The following is an 18898-nucleotide window of genomic DNA, read 5'->3' as shown; positions in this document are numbered from 1 at the left end:
AATTAAATTAGGTAAAGGTGAATATGGGTAAAGCTCTCGTCATCGTTGAGTCCCCGGCAAAAGCCAAAACGATCAATAAGTATCTGGGTAATGACTACGTGGTTAAGTCCAGCGTGGGTCATATCCGCGATTTGCCGACCAGTGGCTCAGCCAGCAAAAAGAGCGCAGACTCTACCTCCACCAAAGGGGCTAAAAAGCCTAAAAAGGATGAACGTAGCGCGCTTGTCAACCGCATGGGTGTTAACCCATGGCACAACTGGGATGCACAATACGAAGTGCTGCCCGGGAAAGAAAAAGTCGTTAATGAGCTGAAGCAGCTTGCTGAAAAAGCAGACCACATCTATCTCGCAACCGACCTTGACCGCGAAGGGGAAGCCATTGCGTGGCACCTGCGGGAAGTTATCGGTGGTGATGACAAACGCTACAGCCGTGTAGTGTTTAACGAAATTACGAAGAATGCGATTCGTCAGGCGTTTGAAAAGCCGGGCGAACTGAACATTGACCGTGTAAACGCGCAGCAGGCACGTCGCTTTATGGACCGTGTTGTGGGCTACATGGTGTCTCCACTGCTGTGGAAAAAGATTGCCCGTGGTCTGTCCGCAGGCCGTGTGCAATCCGTTGCCGTGCGTCTTGTCGTTGAACGTGAACGCGAAATTAAAGCGTTTGTGCCAGAAGAGTTCTGGGAAGTCGACGCGAATGTCACCACGCCGGGCGGGGATGCTCTGCCGCTGCAGGTGAGCCATCAGAACGACAAGCCTTTCCGTCCTGAAAACCGTGACCAGACCATGGCCGCGGTGGCGCTGCTGGAAAAAGCACGCTATCAGGTTCTGGAGCGTGAAGACAAACCGACCAGCAGTAAGCCTGGTGCACCGTTTATTACCTCTACGCTGCAACAGGCTGCAAGCACGCGTCTGGGTTATGGCGTGAAGAAAACCATGATGATGGCCCAGCGCTTGTATGAAGCGGGTTACATCACCTACATGCGTACCGACTCGACTAACCTCAGTCAGGATGCGGTTAACATGGTGCGCGGCTATATCGGTGACAATTTCGGTAAGAAATACCTGCCGGAAAGCGCTAACCAGTACGCCAGCAAAGAGAACTCACAGGAAGCGCACGAAGCCATTCGTCCTTCTGACGTCTCTGTGTTAGCGGAATCGCTGAAGGATATGGAAGCCGACGCCCAGAAGCTGTACCAGCTTATCTGGCGCCAGTTCGTCGCGTGTCAAATGACACCCGCGCAGTACGATTCCACTACGCTTACCGTTGGTGCGGGTGATTTCCGTCTGAAAGCGCGTGGCCGTATCCTGCGTTTCGATGGCTGGACGAAAGTCATGCCTGCACTGCGTAAAGGCGACGAAGACCGAACGCTGCCGGCGGTGAACAAAGGGGATGAACTCTCTCTGGTTGACCTCGTGCCAGCTCAGCACTTTACCAAGCCGCCTGCGCGCTTTAGCGAAGCATCGCTGGTAAAAGAGCTGGAAAAACGCGGTATTGGTCGTCCGTCAACCTATGCGTCAATCATTTCGACCATTCAGGATCGTGGCTATGTGCGTGTTGAAAACCGCCGTTTCTACGCTGAAAAAATGGGTGAGATCGTAACCGACCGTCTGGAAGCCAACTTCCGCGAGTTGATGAACTACGACTTTACCGCACAGATGGAAGACAGCCTTGACCAGGTTGCCAGCCATCAGGCGGAATGGAAGAAAGTGCTCGACAGCTTCTTCAGCGACTTTACCAACCAGCTTGAAAAAGCGGAGAAAGATCCTGAAGAGGGCGGCATGCTGCCTAACCAGATGGTACTGACCAGCATCGATTGCCCAACCTGTGGCCGTAAGATGGGGATCCGTACTGCGACAACAGGCGTCTTCCTCGGTTGCTCCGGCTATGCGTTATCGCCGAAAGAGCGCTGCAAAACCACCATCAACCTGGTACCTGAGAACGAAGTTCTTAACGTGCTGGAAGGTGACGATGCAGAAACCAATGCCCTGCGTGCCAAACGTCGTTGTAAGAAATGTGGCACGGCGATGGACAGCTACCTGATCGATCCGAAACGCAAATTGCACGTCTGCGGGAATAACCCAACGTGTGATGGTTATGAGATCGAAGAGGGTGAGTTCCGCATCAAAGGCTATGACGGCCCTATCGTTGAGTGCGAGAAGTGTGGCTCGGAAATGCACCTGAAAATGGGGCGTTTCGGGAAATACATGGCGTGCACCAACGACGAGTGTAAGAACACCCGTAAGATTCTGCGTAACGGTGAAGTCGCGCCGCCGAAGGAAGATCCAGTTCCGCTGCCAGAATTGCCGTGTGAGAAGTCTGACGCCTATTTCGTGCTGCGTGACGGTGCTGCCGGGGTCTTCCTCGCGGCCAACACCTTCCCGAAATCGCGTGAAACCCGCGCGCCGCTGGTGGAAGAGCTGCATCGCTTCCGCGACCGTCTGCCTGAGAAACTGCGTTATCTGGCCGATGCGCCACAGCAGGATCCTGAAGGCAATAAAACGGTGGTACGTTTTAGCCGTAAAACAAAACAGCAGTACGTTGCGGCTGAGAAAGAGGGGAAAGCGACCGGCTGGTCCGCCTTCTTTGTCGACGGAAAATGGGTTGAAGGCAAGAAATAATCTTCCCTTACCGTAACTTACCTGTAAAAGGGCCGGACTTCCGGCCCTTTTTTATTACCTTGTTATTATTTTTTGTTCCGTACTATACAGTCAGGCTATAAATGATATAGTGGTTATAGTTAACCCTTTTCTTATTATCAAATCGTCTTAAGCGATTGACCGCGTGCGCTAAATCGGATGGTCTGGCATGAAATTACAGCAGCTTCGTTATATCGTTGAGGTGGTAAATCACAACCTTAACGTCTCTTCTACCGCTGAGGGGTTATATACCTCGCAACCGGGCATCAGCAAACAGGTTCGTATGCTGGAGGACGAATTAGGTATCCAGATTTTCGCTCGCAGCGGTAAGCACCTCACGCAGGTGACACCCGCCGGGCAGGAAATCATTCGTATTGCCCGGGAAGTCCTCTCCAAAGTTGACGCTATTAAATCCGTGGCGGGTGAACATACCTGGCCGGATAAAGGCTCGCTTTATATTGCCACAACGCATACTCAGGCGCGTTATGCGCTGCCAGGCGTTATTAAGGGCTTTATAGAACGTTATCCGCGCGTCTCTTTGCATATGCATCAGGGCTCGCCCACGCAAATCGCTGAAGCGGTTTCAAAGGGCAACGCGGACTTTGCCATCGCGACAGAAGCGCTTCACCTGTATGACGATCTGGTTATGCTACCGTGCTACCACTGGAACCGTTCTATTGTAGTTACCCCGGATCATCCGCTGGCGGGGAAAGGGTCGGTGACTATTGAAGAGCTGGCGCAATATCCTTTAGTGACATACACCTTCGGCTTCACCGGACGCTCTGAGCTTGATACAGCCTTTAACCGGGCGGGTTTAACGCCGCGCATTGTCTTTACCGCCACGGATGCTGATGTCATTAAAACCTATGTGCGGCTTGGCCTGGGCGTTGGGGTGATTGCCAGCATGGCCGTCGACCCGGTTTCAGACCCGGATTTGGTTCGTCTTGATGCGCACGATATTTTCAGCCACAGCACGACCAAAATTGGTTTCCGTCGCAGCACCTTCCTGCGCAGCTATATGTATGATTTTATTCAACGCTTTGCCCCGCATTTAACGCGTGACGTGGTCGATACGGCGGTTGCATTACGTTCAAATGAAGATATTGAAGAGATGTTTAAAGACATCAAACTTCCGGCAAAATAATCACTCCCGGTATCTTTCCCTCACGGAAAGATACCGAATTAACTCCTTAAAGCTAAATCATAATTATCATCATCTACATTTTCCCTGCCATATAATGTCATTACCCATTTAATCTGTATGGTTTTAATGTCGTGAATTGGCGACAAAAGTAGAAACTAATTTACGGCTACGCAAATATTTCTTTTCAATTATTTATTTCTGGTCAAAAGATTGAATATTTCCCACCTATTGATGCGTAAATTCACTGGCTTTTCGGCTAAAGTTTCTTTAGGATTTATCTCAACAGATGATTAATTGTACCAATTGTTTGGTCCTAAATGATAAGCGATATCGATTGTATGAGGTTAGCAATGCCTTCAGGAAGTGAAGAACCGCAAAGGGATCCTGCGCTCAAGCGTAAAGCCTGGCTGGCGGTCTTTCTCGTCTCCGCCCTGTTTTGGGTAGTGGTTGCTCTCCTTGCCTGGAAATATTGGGGTTGAATATGGCAGTGACGGTACGTACAGAAACGGTAAAACAGATGTGTCAGCATCGTGACAGTGGTCACAAAGGACGCAAAGCACCTGCGACCGTTGTCCCCGCGTCCTGGAAACTGACGCCACAGCAGCAAGCCTTTATTGATGTGTTCGCAGAAGACGAACCCAAAAAACAATAATTTAGTTAATTGCGTAATGATGCAAATAGTCTGAATAAAGACTCTGCACCTTTGTACTCTTTAATAAATACACATCAGCAATATAGAACTGAGGGCTAACCTCGGAGCCTTTTTAAAAATAATGCCTGGTGTACCCTATGATGAATAACATGATGTCTCACAAATACTGGTCATGGCTCGGCGTTTTTTCTGTGTCGATCCTGTTCTGGTCTCAGCTCATCTGGCTGGCCTTCCTGTAAATCCAAAACCTCGCTGCGGCGGGGTTTTTTGTTTTCGCACTTCACTGGACCATTCCTAAATTTATCAATTCGGGTTGTTATCAAAACGTTACGACATCTTTGTGTTATCTTTAATTACAGCCCTGATGATTGTCAGGACATCTCTGTAATTAAGGAGGAGCTTATGTCGTTAACCCTACGCGAAGCCAGTAAGGACACATTACAGGCAGAAAACAAAACCTGGCATTACTATAGCCTGCCACTGGCTGCCAGAACGCTTGGGGACATTTCGCGTTTACCCAAGTCCTTGAAAGTTTTGCTGGAAAACCTCTTACGCTGGCAGGATGGCGATTCCGTCACCCTTGAGGATATCCAGGCGCTGGCGGGGTGGCTGAAGAGTGCCCATGCCGACAGAGAAATAGCCTATCGCCCGGCGAGGGTCCTGATGCAGGACTTTACCGGTGTTCCTGCCGTGGTTGATTTAGCCGCCATGCGCGAAGCCGTTAAGCGCCTCGGGGGCGATACGGCAAAAGTGAATCCGCTTTCTCCCGTTGACCTCGTGATTGACCACTCCGTGACCGTTGACCACTTTGGTAATGATGACGCTTTTGGTGAAAACGTACGTCTGGAGATGGAACGTAACCACGAGCGCTATGTCTTCCTGAAATGGGGGCAACAGGCGTTCAGCCGCTTTAGCGTGGTTCCGCCTGGAACCGGTATTTGCCATCAGGTTAACCTCGAATATCTGGGCAAAGCCGTCTGGAGTGAATTGCAGGATAAAGAGTGGGTGGCTTATCCGGATACGCTGGTCGGGACGGATTCACATACCACCATGATTAACGGCCTCGGTGTGCTGGGGTGGGGCGTCGGGGGTATTGAAGCGGAAGCGGCTATGCTTGGTCAGCCGGTGTCGATGCTCATTCCTGATGTGGTGGGCTTCAAGCTCACCGGTAAGCTGTCGGAAGGCATTACCGCGACCGACCTGGTGTTAACCGTCACCCAGATGCTGCGTAAGCATGGGGTGGTGGGTAAATTTGTTGAATTCTACGGTGACGGACTGGATTCGCTGCCGCTGGCCGATCGCGCCACGATCGCCAATATGGCGCCGGAATATGGCGCGACCTGTGGCTTCTTCCCCATCGATGACGTCACGCTGGAATATATGCGCCTGAGTGGTCGCAGTGAAGAGCAGGTCGCGCTGGTCGAGGCCTACACTAAAGCGCAGGGGATGTGGCGAAACCCGGGTGATGAGCCGGTATTTACCAGCACGCTTGAGCTGGATATGGGAAGCGTCGAGGCGAGCCTTGCCGGGCCAAAACGCCCGCAGGATCGGGTCGCGTTACCGGACGTTCCAAAAGCTTTTGCCGCCAGCAATGAACTGGAAGTCAATGTCGCGAAAAAAGATCACCGTCCAATAGACTATGTCCTGAACGGACATCAGTATCAACTTCCGGATGGCGCGGTGGTTATTGCCGCTATCACCTCCTGCACCAACACCTCGAACCCAAGCGTTTTGATGGCCGCGGGGCTGTTGGCCAAAAAAGCCGTTGAGCTTGGCCTGAAACCGCAGCCGTGGGTTAAGGCTTCGCTGGCCCCGGGCTCTAAAGTGGTTTCAGATTACCTGGCGCAGGCAAAACTCACCCCGTACCTTGACGAGCTGGGCTTTAACCTCGTGGGTTACGGATGTACTACCTGTATCGGTAACTCCGGTCCGCTGCCTGAGCCGATTGAAACGGCGATCAAGCAGGGCGATCTTACCGTGGGTGCGGTTCTTTCCGGTAACCGCAACTTTGAAGGGCGTATTCATCCGCTGGTGAAAACCAACTGGCTGGCCTCGCCGCCGCTGGTTGTGGCTTACGCGCTGGCGGGAAACATGAATATCAATCTCACCACAGACCCGATTGGTCACGATCGCAAGAACGAGCCTGTTTACCTGAAAGATATCTGGCCGTCTTCACGCGACATCGCGCGAGCCGTTGAAAAGGTCTCAACCGAAATGTTCCGCAAAGAATATGCGGAAGTGTTTGAAGGCACACCGGAATGGAAAACAATTAACGTCGTGGGCTCGGATACGTATGGCTGGCAGGATGATTCGACCTATATTCGTCTGTCACCGTTCTTTGATGACATGCTGGCTGAACCTGCTCCGCTTAAGGATATCCACGGGGCGCGTATTCTGGCGATGCTGGGCGACTCCGTTACCACGGACCACATCTCGCCGGCGGGCAGTATCAAAGCCGACAGTCCGGCAGGGCGCTATCTGCAAAGCCGTGGGGTGGAACGCCGGGACTTCAACTCCTACGGATCGCGTCGTGGTAACCACGAAGTGATGATGCGCGGGACGTTTGCCAACATTCGCATCCGCAACGAAATGGTTCCGGGTGTGGAAGGGGGCATGACGCGTCATTTACCTGGCACGGAAGTGGTTTCGATTTATGATGCCGCCGTCAAATACCAGCAGGAAGGCACGCCGCTGGCGGTGATTGCAGGTAAAGAGTACGGCTCCGGCTCCAGTCGAGACTGGGCAGCGAAAGGTCCGCGCCTGCTTGGGGTACGCGTGGTCATTGCCGAATCTTTCGAGCGTATTCACCGTTCGAATCTTATCGGGATGGGGATCCTGCCGCTAGAGTTCCCGCAGGGCGTCACCCGTAAAACGCTGGGACTGACCGGGGAAGAGCAGATTGATATTAGTGGTCTGCAAAACCTGCAGCCGGGTAAAACGGTTCCGGTGACGTTAACGCGAGCAGACGGTAAAACGGAAGTGCTTGAATGCCGGTGTCGCATTGATACGTCAACCGAGCTGACCTACTACCAGAACGACGGCATATTACATTACGTGATTCGTAAAATGCTGGATTGACGCAGTCAGCCCGGCTCGCGATGGCGATGCCGGGCATCTCGCGATCACTCGCTCAGGAGGTGACCCATTTTGGCGGCTTTGGTATCAAGATAGTGGGCATTTTTCGGGTTACGGCCGACAATCAGCGGAACACGTTCGACGATATTGATCCCCGCTTCGGTCAGGATTTCCACCTTTTTCGGGTTATTGGTCAGCAGACGGACCTCATCTACCCCAAGAAGCTTGAACATATCGGCGCACAGGGTAAAGTCGCGCTCATCGGCGGCAAACCCGAGCTGGTGGTTCGCTTCAACCGTATCGTATCCCTGATCCTGCAGCGCGTAGGCGCGGATTTTATTCAGCAGGCCAATATTACGACCTTCCTGACGGTGATAAAGCAGCACCCCACGACCTTCTTCAGCGATGTGAGAAAGGGCTGCTTCAAGCTGGAAACCGCAATCACAGCGCAGGCTGAACAAGGCATCGCCAGTCAGACACTCCGAATGTACGCGAGAGAGTACCGGCGTCTGTCCTGAAATGTCACCGAACACCAGCGCGACATGATCCTGTCCGGTTGCCAGTTCTTCAAATCCCACCATCAGGAAATCGCCCCATGGGGTTGGCAGTTTGGCTTCTGCCACACGTTTAAGCTGCATGTGATTCTCCAGAGTAGGCTGACACGTTTCGTGCCTTTCGCCTGTTTGGCTTTCTGTATCTGTTCATTTTGCCACAAGCTCAGCACGTTCGCCTAATGGGCGCCATGCTATATGGACGTTAAACGCACGATCCGACATATCCACCCAACAGATGAATTTCAGTTATGATTGTGGTGCTTAGCGAAAAAGGAGAAGACATGCTTTCAATCGCCAGACGTACGGCAGCAGGTGCGGCCATTCTACTTATTATGCCGCTGGCCGTATGGGTCTCAGGCTGGATGTGGCAGCCGGGGCAGAACGCCACATGGCTGAAAACATTATACTGGATAACGGAGACGGTCACCCAGCCGTGGGGAATTATCACGCATGTGATCCTTTGCGCCTGGTTTCTGTGGTGTTTGCGCTTTCGTCTGCGTGCGGCGCTGATGCTCTTTGCGATACTCGGTGGGGCGATCCTCATCGGTCAGGGCGTGAAGTCCTGGGTTAAAGATCATGTCCAGGAGCCGCGTCCTTTTGTCGTCTGGCTGGAAAAAGCGCACCATGTTCCGGTGGATGAGTTCTACAATTTAAAACGTAAAGATCGTGGTGCGCTGGTCAAAGAACAGCTTGCGGAACAGCAGGATATCCCGAAGTTCTTACGTAAACACTGGCAAAAAGAGACCGGGTTTGCTTTTCCTTCCGGCCATACCATGTTTGCCGCCAGCTGGGCGTTACTGGGAGTAGGGCTGCTTTGGCCACGGCGACGTACGGTCACGATCGCGATTTTACTGGTCTGGGCCACAGGGGTGATGGGCAGTCGTTTGCTGCTGGGGATGCACTGGCCGCGGGATTTGGTGGTGGCTACGCTGATCTCATGGCTGCTTGTGACGCTGGCAACATGGCTTGCTGAACGCATCTGCGGTCCGTTAACGCCACCGCCGGTCGAGGAAGAAGAGATCGCCGAAAGGGACCAAAGCGACGCCTGACGGTTGATATTCCGTGTTTTGCCCATAAATCCATGACTGGCGCGTCACTTTTTCCGTTTCGCGCCCGTCACTAAAATGGTAGTTTATAAGGCTGATTGCGGTGAGTTGAACACACTTTATTCGCTTGAACCACATAACGGGAAGTAATGTGAAATATTTACTCATTTTCTTACTGGTATTGGCGATTTTTGTCATTTCAGTCACATTGGGTGCACAAAACGATCAACAGGTGACGTTTAACTATCTGCTGGCGCAGGGCGAGTATCGTGTATCGAGCCTTCTGGCGGTTTTATTCGCCGCGGGCTTTGCGATTGGCTGGCTCGTATGCGGTCTTTTCTGGTTGAAAGTTCGTGTTTCACTTGCGCGCGCTGAACGTAAAATTAAACGACTCGAACATCAAATTGCGCCTGCGTCCGACATTCCGGAAAGCTCTGGTGTGCCGGTCGTCAAGGAATAATCGACTATGCTGGAGTTGTTGTTTCTGCTTTTGCCTGTAGCCGCAGCCTATGGCTGGTATATGGGCCGCAGAAGTGCGCAACAAACAAAACAGGATGAGGCTAACCGACTCTCCCGCGACTACGTTGCTGGGGTGAACTTCCTCCTGAGCAATCAACAGGACAAAGCAGTAGATCTGTTCCTCGATATGCTCAAAGAGGATACGGGCACCGTTGAAGCGCATCTCACCCTGGGAAACCTGTTCCGCTCGCGCGGCGAGGTTGACCGCGCCATTCGTATTCACCAGACCCTTATGGAAAGCGCCTCGTTGACCTACGATCAACGCCTGCTGGCGGTACAACAGCTGGGCCGTGATTACATGGCGGCGGGGCTGTACGACCGTGCAGAAGACATGTTCTCGCAGCTGGTGGATGAAACGGATTTCCGCGTCAGTGCCTTGCAGCAGCTGCTGCAGATTTATCAGGCCACCAGTGACTGGCAGAAAGCCATTGATACGGCCGAGCGTCTGGTGAAGCTGGGCAAAGATAAGCAGCGAGTTGAGATAGCCCACTTCTACTGTGAACTGGCCCTTCAGCAAATGGGCAACGACGACATGGACAAAGCCATGGCGTTGCTTAAAAAGGGTGCCGCCGCTGACCGTAACAGCGCGCGTATCTCCATCATGATGGGGCGCGTCTTTATGGCGAACGGCGACTATGCCAAAGCTGTAGAGAGCCTGTTGCGGGTTATCGACCAGGATAAAGAGCTGGTCAGTGAAACCCTCGACATGCTGCAAACCTGCTATCAACAACTGGATAAGCAGGATGAATGGGTAGCCTTCCTGCGTCGTTGCGTGGAAGAGAACACCGGCGCGACTGCCGAGCTGATGCTCTCGGACGTGGTTGAGCAGTATGAGGGCAGTGATACCGCGCAGGTCTATATTACGCGCCAGCTGCAGCGTCATCCGACCATGCGGGTATTCCATAAGCTGATGGACTATCACCTCAACGATGCAGAGGAAGGGCGCGCCAAAGAGAGCCTGATGGTACTGCGCGACATGGTAGGCGAGCAGGTACGAAGCAAACCGCGCTATCGTTGCCAGAAGTGTGGGTTTACGGCGTATACACTGTACTGGCACTGTCCTTCATGCCGGGCATGGTCGACCATCAAGCCAATCCGTGGCCTTGATGGGCAGTAATTTTTAAAAACGATCTATTTTAGTTACAACATACTGATGAGTTTTCAGAACCCATCGAGTCCGTGCAGTTTGCCGGCCAGGCAGGAGAGTAAATCGATCCTGTCAATTTGCAGCGCTGGCAGGTAGAATGCTCGCCGTTTATCTGTTCCGCGCCGCTGCGCGCCCATAGACGAAAAGGGCTGGTCATGACGTCTGTTACTTCCTCCGCTTCCCGCGTAATTACTGATTCTCCTGTTGTTGTTGCGCTTGATTACAATAAACGTGACGCGGCACTGGCCTTTGTCGACGGTATAGACCCTCGCGACTGCCGTCTGAAAGTTGGCAAAGAGATGTTCACGCTGTTTGGACCGCAAATCGTACGCGACCTGCAACAGCGCGGTTTTGACGTTTTCCTCGACCTTAAATTTCACGATATCCCAAATACCACCGCGCACGCCGTGGCTGCTGCTGCAGAACTGGGGGTATGGATGGTCAATGTGCATGCATCGGGTGGGGCAAGAATGATGACCGCGGCCCGCGAAGCGCTCCTGGCGTTCGGCAGCGACGCACCGTTGCTGATTGCGGTTACCGTGCTGACCAGTATGGATGAGAGTGATTTACGCGATCTCGGCGTGACGTTGTCACCTGCTGAGCATGCAGAGCGTCTCGCGCGCCTGACGCAAAATTGCGGGCTTGATGGTGTCGTTTGTTCCGCGCAGGAAGCCGTGCGTTTCAAATCAGAACTGGGCCAGGCTTTCAAACTTGTTACCCCAGGTATCCGCCCGGCCGGCAGCGAGGCAGGCGATCAGCGTCGCATTATGACGCCTGAACAGGCGCTGGCGGCAGGGGTAGACTATATGGTCATTGGGCGTCCTGTGACGCAATCGGCTAACCCGTCAGAGACGCTCAAGGCGATCAACGCATCACTGAAAAAGGGGGGGTAATGACTGATTCCAACAGTCGTCTGGTCTACTCAACAGAAAGTGGGCGTATAGACGAACCAAAAGCGAAAGCCGAGCGCCCGAAGGGGGACGGTATTGTTCGTATCCAGCGTCAAACCAGTGGACGCAAAGGTAAGGGCGTATGCCTTATCTCCGGCATTGATCTTGACGACGCGGAACTGGTTAAGCTGGCCGCCGATCTGAAAAAGAAATGTGGCTGCGGTGGTGCCGTGAAAGACGGCATTATCGAAATCCAGGGCGATAAACGTGATTTAATTAAATCCCTGCTCGAAGCCAAAGGCATGAAAGTGAAACTGGCGGGCGGCTAAAATTGATGAGCCACGGCATTTGCCGTGGCTCTTTTTTTTACGTGCGTAAGTCAGACCTGAAATGCGTTCTAATATCGCAGTACCGGTGGAGGCTTATTTAATAATTATTTGCCAACCTGGTGACCGATAATACCACCGACAGCAGCGCCACCTAATGTACCCAGCGTACTACCATCTGTTAATACCGCACCGCCCAGAGCACCAGCACCGGCACCAATTGCGGTGTTGCGGTCACGTTTAGACCAGTTAGAGCAAGCGCTCAGGGACATTGCTACAGTGATTGCCAGAACAGCGGCGGCTAATTTTTTGCTGGTTAAGGTCATAATACTTTCTCCTGAATTATCGATTCACGGAAAGAGCTACGCTTTAAGTATAGACGAATTGAATACCTAAAAACTGTTTTCCGTGAAAGCTGGTCGCGCAGGCGTTACGTAATCACGCAGGTGATAGTCACTTCCTGTTATATCGCTAACATTAATTTTACGACTTTAAGGCGGGTTAAACAGGTAAAAACTCTTAAAGGAGGGTTAGGAATCATCTCAGACAGTAGGGACATAGGCGCCCGACATTCGGGCGCTTAAAGGACTCAGGACGACTTTTTAATAATATTGACGATAAGACCGTCATCTTCCAGTTTAATACGATGCTCATCGCTCAAACGTTCGTCGGTAATTACGCGGCTAAAGCGAGAGACTGGCCCCATGGTATAAGGGTGAACGGCGCCAAATTTTGAGCTATCAGTCAGCACAATGGCCTCACACTCTTTTTCCAGCACCGCATTCACCACATCAGAACGCATCATATCGCGGCCGGTGAAGCCCGTTTCTGGCTGCCAGCCATCAATACCAATAAAGGCCTTACTGAAATGGACCTGCTGAACATACTGGCGGGTCAGGGGGCCAACCATGCTTTCGCTTTTTTTCTGGTAAATGCCGCCCAGCAGGATCACCTCGCAGCGGGTCTCTTTGAGCAGGTGCGCGATATAGCTACTGACCGTGATGATAGTAACATCTTTCTGTTCGGCAAGCGTGCGCGCCAGTAAGGCATTGCTACTGCCGTTTTCGATAAACACCGTCTCGCCATTGTTAACTAAAGACGCGGCAAACTCCGCCAGCTCACGCTTCAGGGCGTAGTTGTTCATCATGCGCGTCTCAACGTCCTCGCTATCGAGCGGGACCGCATACCCATGCGCACGACGCAGGTAGCTCTGTTTCTCCAGCAGGTTAAGATCCTGGCGGATGGTGACTTCTGAAACGCCGGTGGTTTTAGCGAGATCGACTACGCTGACGCGTCCCTGGTCAATGACCATCTGCAAAATGATTTGTTGTCGGGAATTCATAGCATCCAATTAATAAAGCGAAACAGGTTCGAAAACAGCAGGATCAAACTTCCCACGGCGCTTTTGGCTGTCCGTTCTCGGGCGCGTTTTCAGCACCCTTCTGAGCAAGAAGTTCAGACTTCAGGATCTCCAGATTACGGATCGCCGAGTGATAATCGCCTGCCACCAGGATATCCAGCACGGTATCAATACGTTGTGCTACAGCTTGTGCATCAATAGTAGACATAATCTCACCCCAGGTGTGAAAAGGTAATATTTTCAATGATGCAGAAAATGGGATCAAAAGAGAAGGGAAAAAATGCAATAACTAAATCACATAAATGAAAGTGATAAATTTATTCCCCCACATGCTGCGGGCTTAATGAGTGGATTAGTCTAAAACTGCGCGCAAGGCGCTTTTTCTGTGAGGAATTAGACTATGACAGTTATCAACCAGCCTACCTGCACCCTGTTTACCGATACTGAACGTTTCACACAGTTGTCAGCCTACTACGAGGAAGAGCGGCACACCATCTGGATGATGCTGCGGGCGCAACCTCGTCCTTGTTTTAATCATGCGTTAATTGAGGAGATCATGAACCTCTCCTGGCTGGTTCGCCAGTCCGGGTATCTTGTCGATTTTTGGGTAACCGGGTCACTGGTTCCTGAAATGTACAATGCGGGAGGCGATTTACAGTTCTTCGTAGAGTGCATTCAAAATGGACGGCGTGAAGCGTTACGCGCGTATGCACGTGCCTGCGTCGACTGTGTCCACGCAGCGTCGCGGGGGTTTGATACGGGCGCGGTCTCTCTGGCGATGGTTGAAGGCAGTGCGCTAGGCGGTGGGTTTGAGGCTGCGCTGGCACACCATTTTGTTCTCTCTCAGCGCGATGCCCGTTTGGGCTTCCCGGAAATTGCCTTCAACCTGTTCCCGGGCATGGGAGCATATTCGCTGGTCGCACGTCGGGCAGGCATGAAACTGGCGGAAGAACTCATCTACAAGGGGGAGTCGCATACGGCAGAATGGTACGAACAACATGGATTGGTCGATGTGCTGTTTGAGCCCGGGCAGAGCTACGTCTCCGTCAGAACCTTCATCGACACGCTGCGGCCGAAGCTGAACGGGGTAAGGGCGATGTTGCGCGCCCGAACCCGGGTACTGCAACTGCCGCGCAGTGAACTGATGGATATCACGGAAGACTGGGTTGATGCGGCGTTTTGCCTCGAGCCAAAAGATATCGCCTACATGGAGCGTCTGGTGATGCTGCAAAACCGCCATCATGGGGCATTACGCAAAGCCAGTTAACGTTGTTTTCGCGACTGATATCGCTTTAGCCATCGCTCGAATGCGGCAGCGGGCATTGGCTTAGCGAAGAGAAAGCCCTGCCGTTCGTTGACGCCGTTCTTGGTCAGAAAGGCGTCTTCTTTCGCGCTCTCGACCCCTTCAGCAATGACCTGCAGGTTTAAGGCCTGTGCCACCGCGACGATGGCCCGCACCAGAGACTGGGAGATCGATTGTTTATGTATATCCCTGACGAAGGATTGATCGAGTTTAATGGCGTCGATAGGGAACCGCGCCAGCTGCGACAGAGACGAGTAGCCGGTACCGAAATCATCAAGATGAATTTGCGCGCCAAGCTTGCTGAACTGCTGGATCACAGAAAGCGCCAGCTCTTCGTTTTCGATAAGGCAGCTTTCCGTGAGTTCAACGTCGATAGGGCAGTATTCAAAATCCAGATCCTTCAGCGCCTGCTTTAAATCGCTGAAAATGGTCTGGTCGGCCAGCTGACGTGCGGAGACGTTGACCGCCACGCGCAGATTAATCCCCTTATCGCGCCATTTAGCCACCTGGCGCACCACATCAAGCATCACCCAGCGGCCCAGCGGGACAATCAATCCCGACTCCTCGGCATAAGAGATAAACTCCAGTGGCGGGATCAAACCGCGTTCCGGCGACTGCCAGCGCACCAGCGCTTCAAGACTTCGGATTTCACCCCGCCAGGTAATTTTAGGCTGGTAGTGAATCAGAAGTTGATCGTTATCCAGCGCTTTACGCAGGTTGGTATCCAGCCAGAGATATTCAAATACGCGCTGGTTCATCTCGGGTGAGAAGACGCAGAACTTGCCCCGGCCATTCTCTTTCGCCGTGTACATGGCGGTATCGGCATTACGGATGACGCTTTCCCTGTCGTTACCGTGCTGCGGGGCGAGGGCGATACCGAGCGAGCAACCGGTGTAAATTTCTATCAGGCCGATTCTGAACGGCTGGCGCAGACGGGTTAAGATCCGCGACGCCATGGCTTCCAGAGCGCCCTGAGAGGTATCTGTGGCCATGACAATAAACTCATCACCGCCGAGTCGCGCCAGCACCTGACCGTCATCCAGACAGCTCAGAATGGCCAGAGCGACAGCCTGCAATAGCTGGTCGCCAAACATATGCCCGTAGGCATCGTTGACCTTTTTAAAGTTATCCAGGTCGAGATACACCACGCCTACCTGCGTTTCACCGCGGCTGGCGATGGCATCTGAAATCAGTTCGTGGATCGCGTTACGGTTTGGTAAACCGGTAATGGTGTCGGTATTGGCCAGCACGCGCAGACGCTCTTGGGCGCGGCGCTCTTCAGTAATGTCGGTGCCGGAACAGATAAGGAAAATTTCATTTTTGCCGCTGCCGCTATGAACAAACTTGTTTCTGAACAAAAACAGTCGTTGCCCTTTACGCGTTTTGATCCAGCGTTCGACCTCGTAGGAGCTGCCGTTGCGAAAAAAACCGGTGATATTGCGCTTCGAGGCTGCCGCTTCGCTACGGCTCATAAACAGCTTGAACACGTTCTGACCAATAACTTCTTGTTCTTTCAGCCCGGTATATTCTTCACTCAGCCGGTTAAAACGCTGAATATTGCCGTTATGATCGAGAATAACGATGACGGAGTTGGCTTCAGAGACAACCTGTTCAGCAAAAGAGAGGCCCTGAGCCAGGTCACGAGCCACGGAGGGCGTATCGTTCCACGCTGACGCGGTGCCGGCCCATTCATTTCGGGTTATTTTGCGCCCCACAAGATGAACCGGGACATCTTCCCCGTACAACGAGAGCGTCATGGAGATGCTGGAGGTAATGACGGTTAACTGGCGGATGAGTTCGGCTTGTTCATCATCCAGCGCCACCACCTCAGTCACATCGGCATTTTCGCTGGCGGCAAGGTGCAGAGCATTGCTGTCAGCTGTCATTCGCCACCAGGGGCTATGCGTACCCATGTAACGAAACAGCAAATTCTGCTCCAGATCGTCCATCATGTTTTCTCCCGCAGCTGCTCATTAGCGCACAAATTATTCATTTGCCGTCGACTTTTCCGTTGTGAAACAGCGGCAACCCCAAAATGAACGTCGTGTTTTTTCCCGGTTTTCTTATAAAAAACGCGTCTGGCGAAAAAGGGTATTTATTGTATAAAAATTCACGTAACCGAATATAACGGCACTCTTTTACTGTAGATAATTATGGCAATTTTGGGCGGGAAGGCGCTGAAAATAGTACGAAAAAATAATGATTTTGCGGCGGGGGTTCAAAAGAAAAATTGTCGGCGCTTCCCGAAGGGAAACGGCCGACAATTTAAGCGGTTATCAGGCGACCGGGCGCGCGATAACGCTGCGGGTTTCCATGCGAACTTCAGCGATGTTTACGTCAATCACGTCTGTGACTTTGTAAACTGTTTCACCTTTGATTTGCACAGTACCATTTTCCTGGCTGCAGACCAGTTCGTCACGGACAGCATGCAGGAACGGGGCAGGGATAAAGGCGACGGCACCGTTATCCACCAGGCGAACGCGCATACCGCCCCGGCTGATATCAATGATTTCTGCGGCGAAGCGAGTATCTGTACCCGCTTTATCCTGCAGGTAGCGTGCGTACAGCCAGTCTCCCACGTCACGTTCCGCCATACGGTTCAGGCGACGTCGTTCGGCCATCTGCAGGGTGGTGTCATTTTGCGGACGCGCAATGGACTCACCCTTAATGATCGCCTTCAGCAGACGGTGGTTGACCATGTCGCCATACTTACGAATAGGTGACGTCCAGGTCGCGTAGGCTTCCAGGCCGAGGCCAAAGTGTGGACCCGGCTCGGTGCTGATTTCAGCAAAGGACTGGAAACGACGGATACGGCTGTCGAGGAAACCGGATGGCTGTGCATCCAGCTCGCGGCGCAGCTTACAGAAGCCCTGCAGCGTCAGCACTTCTTCAGGGTCAACGTGCACATCGTGGTTCTTCAGCAGGGCCGCCAGCGCTTCGGTATTGGCCGGATCAAAACCGGTGTGGACGTTGTAAATACCAAAGCCCAGCTTGTCACGCAGGACGCGAGCGGCACAAATGTTGGCAGAAATCATCGCTTCTTCAACAATGCGGTTCGCAATGCGACGCGGTTCAGCCACGATATTCAGCACTTCGCCTTTCTCACCCAGCACAAAGCGATAGTCCGGACGATCCTTAAAGACCAGCGCATGGGTTTTACGCCACTCGCCGCGGTTCAGACAAATGCGGTGCAGCAGGCGGATCTGTGCGGCAATCGCGTCTGATTCCGGTTTCCAGGTGCCGGTATTCTCAAGCCAGTCGGAAACATTGTCGTAGGCCAGCTTGGCTTTCGATTCGATGGTTGCGGCAAAAAATTCAATATCGTCTTCGATCGCGCCATCGGCGGCGATGGTCATGCGGCAGGCAAGGACCGGACGCACTTCATTTGGACGCAGTGAGCAGAGGTCATCTGACAGTTCGCGCGGCAACATGGGGATGTTGAAGCCCGGTAGGTAGTTAGTGAACGATCGGACTTTTGCCATATCGTCCAGCTTGCTGCCTTCAACGATCCAGGCGGTGGGATCGGCAATGGCGACGGTCAAATGCAATTTGCCATCAGCGCTCTCTTCCGCATACAGCGCATCATCCATATCTTCTGTGCTGGCGCTGTCGATAGTGACAAACTCCAGGGCAGTGAGGTCGCGACGCGTCAGGCCTTCGTCCTGCATTTCAGTCGCTACGCCGTCTGGCGCTTCTTTCTCAAGATTATGGCGTGCAAGCGTCACCCACCATGGCACGAAATGGTCGTCGCCAAAGGTGATGAACTGGGTCAGTTCAGCATAAAAGCCACGATCGCCTTTCAGAGGATGACGGCGCATTTCAGCTACGGCCCAGTCACCTTCTTTGAAATCATGCTCAACACCACGGGCGGCGCGGCAAGGAATGGCATCTTTCAGCAGGGGATGATCCGGCACGATAGAAAGACGATCGTCTTTTCGCTGGACCTTGCCCACGAAGCGGGTCAGGAACGGTTCGATCAGTTCTTCCGGCTCGGCGGACTCACGTTCCTTTTCGGTATGAATGACGGCCGTAATGCGGTCGCCATGCATCACTTTCTTCATTTGCGGTGGCGGAATGAAGTAGCTTTTCTGCGCATCAACTTCAAGGAAGCCAAAGCCCTTTTCCGTGGCTTTTACGACCCCTTCTGCACGCGGCGTCTGGGAATGCAGTTGCTGTTTAAGCTGCGCTAGCAGCGGGTTGTCCTGAAACATAATGTTCTATTTTCGTAGCCATTGAGCGGCTG

General features: G+C 52.7%; 18 protein-coding genes. 12 read left to right on the top strand and 6 right to left on the bottom strand.

From position 1 onward, the window contains the following. Positions 1-23 precede the first annotated feature (23 nt). From topA to acnA, 6 genes are all read left to right on the top strand, one after another. Positions 24-2621: a type I DNA topoisomerase gene (gene topA, locus QRN24_RS05420; protein ID WP_020882439.1), complete on the top strand. Its 2598-nt coding sequence runs from the start codon at positions 24-26 to the stop codon at positions 2619-2621. 187 nt (positions 2622-2808) lie between these two features. Further along, positions 2809-3783, top strand: a complete 975-nt coding sequence (gene cysB / locus QRN24_RS05415; protein ID WP_006175683.1) for an HTH-type transcriptional regulator CysB — start codon at positions 2809-2811, stop codon at positions 3781-3783. Positions 3784-4121: 338 nt separating this feature from the next. Further along, entirely contained in the window at positions 4122-4262 is a 141-nt protein-coding gene (locus tag QRN24_RS05410; protein ID WP_214579162.1) for a YmiA family putative membrane protein, read from the top strand. 2 nt (positions 4263-4264) lie between these two features. Then, positions 4265-4435, top strand: a complete 171-nt coding sequence (locus QRN24_RS05405; protein WP_032669764.1) for a YciX family protein — start codon at positions 4265-4267, stop codon at positions 4433-4435. Between the two features lie 140 nt (positions 4436-4575). After that, positions 4576-4674 carry a small membrane protein YmiC gene (gene ymiC, locus QRN24_RS05400; RefSeq protein WP_032669830.1) on the top strand — a complete coding sequence of 33 codons (99 nt, stop codon included), beginning with the start codon at positions 4576-4578 and terminating at the stop codon, positions 4672-4674. 163 nt (positions 4675-4837) lie between these two features. Beyond that, a complete protein-coding gene (acnA, locus tag QRN24_RS05395) occupies positions 4838-7513 on the top strand; it encodes an aconitate hydratase AcnA (RefSeq protein WP_284942452.1) in 2676 nt (891 codons plus the stop codon). Positions 7514-7557: 44 nt separating this feature from the next. On the opposite strand, the gene ribA is transcribed toward acnA, so the two are convergent. Next, a complete protein-coding gene (ribA, locus tag QRN24_RS05390) occupies positions 7558-8148 on the bottom strand; it encodes a GTP cyclohydrolase II (RefSeq protein ID WP_003856813.1) in 591 nt (196 codons plus the stop codon). Positions 8149-8345: 197 nt separating this feature from the next. Between ribA and pgpB the strand changes: the two genes are divergently transcribed. From pgpB to yciH, 5 genes are all read left to right on the top strand, one after another. Continuing rightward, complete coding sequence (gene pgpB, locus QRN24_RS05385; RefSeq protein ID WP_020882442.1) at positions 8346-9113, top strand: phosphatidylglycerophosphatase B; 768 nt, start codon at positions 8346-8348, stop codon at positions 9111-9113. A gap of 148 nt (positions 9114-9261) precedes the next feature. Continuing rightward, positions 9262-9570, top strand: a complete 309-nt coding sequence (locus tag QRN24_RS05380; RefSeq protein ID WP_013096374.1) for a LapA family protein — start codon at positions 9262-9264, stop codon at positions 9568-9570. Between the two features lie 6 nt (positions 9571-9576). Then, a complete protein-coding gene (gene lapB, locus QRN24_RS05375; protein ID WP_014170367.1) occupies positions 9577-10746 on the top strand; it encodes a lipopolysaccharide assembly protein LapB in 1170 nt (389 codons plus the stop codon). Between the two features lie 185 nt (positions 10747-10931). Further along, a complete protein-coding gene (gene pyrF, locus QRN24_RS05370) occupies positions 10932-11669 on the top strand; it encodes an orotidine-5'-phosphate decarboxylase (protein ID WP_284942451.1) in 738 nt (245 codons plus the stop codon). Then, positions 11669-11995 carry a stress response translation initiation inhibitor YciH gene (gene yciH, locus QRN24_RS05365; RefSeq protein WP_014170365.1) on the top strand — a complete coding sequence of 109 codons (327 nt, stop codon included), beginning with the start codon at positions 11669-11671 and terminating at the stop codon, positions 11993-11995. The genes pyrF and yciH overlap by 1 nt, the downstream gene beginning before the upstream one ends. Positions 11996-12099: 104 nt before the next feature. Here the strand turns inward: yciH and osmB are convergent, their stop codons facing one another. The 3 genes from osmB to QRN24_RS05350 all read right to left on the bottom strand — a co-directional run bounded on the left by osmB (position 12100) and on the right by QRN24_RS05350 (position 13560). Beyond that, the gene (gene osmB, locus QRN24_RS05360) at positions 12100-12318 is read right to left on the bottom strand and encodes an osmotically-inducible lipoprotein OsmB (RefSeq protein WP_008501216.1); all 219 of its coding nucleotides are present in this window, start codon (positions 12316-12318) and stop codon (positions 12100-12102) included. A gap of 263 nt (positions 12319-12581) precedes the next feature. Next, positions 12582-13334, bottom strand: a complete 753-nt coding sequence (gene yciT, locus QRN24_RS05355) for a DNA-binding transcriptional regulator YciT (RefSeq protein WP_020882444.1) — start codon at positions 13332-13334, stop codon at positions 12582-12584. Between the two features lie 43 nt (positions 13335-13377). Beyond that, positions 13378-13560 carry a YciZ family protein gene (locus QRN24_RS05350; RefSeq protein ID WP_025204000.1) on the bottom strand — a complete coding sequence of 61 codons (183 nt, stop codon included), beginning with the start codon at positions 13558-13560 and terminating at the stop codon, positions 13378-13380. 192 nt (positions 13561-13752) lie between these two features. On the opposite strand from QRN24_RS05350, the gene QRN24_RS05345 reads away from it, so the two are divergent. Beyond that, complete coding sequence (locus tag QRN24_RS05345; RefSeq protein ID WP_014170362.1) at positions 13753-14619, top strand: crotonase/enoyl-CoA hydratase family protein; 867 nt, start codon at positions 13753-13755, stop codon at positions 14617-14619. Here the strand turns inward: QRN24_RS05345 and pdeR are convergent. After that, on the bottom strand, positions 14616-16607 hold the full coding sequence (gene pdeR, locus QRN24_RS05340) for a cyclic di-GMP phosphodiesterase (RefSeq protein WP_014170361.1): 1992 nt from the start codon (positions 16605-16607) through the stop codon (positions 14616-14618). The two genes, QRN24_RS05345 and pdeR, sit on opposite strands and share 4 nt — an antisense overlap. Positions 16608-16931: 324 nt before the next feature. After that, positions 16932-18866, bottom strand: a complete 1935-nt coding sequence (locus tag QRN24_RS05335) for an exoribonuclease II (RefSeq protein ID WP_020882446.1) — start codon at positions 18864-18866, stop codon at positions 16932-16934. Positions 18867-18898: the final 32 nt, after the last annotated feature.

The sequence above is a fragment of the Enterobacter sp. MEB024 genome, assembly GCF_030209635.1.
Classification (GTDB): Bacteria; Pseudomonadota; Gammaproteobacteria; order Enterobacterales; family Enterobacteriaceae; genus Enterobacter; species Enterobacter ludwigii.
The sequence above is the reverse complement of the archived record's forward strand: the minus strand, read 5'-3'. Positions and strand labels throughout refer to the sequence as shown.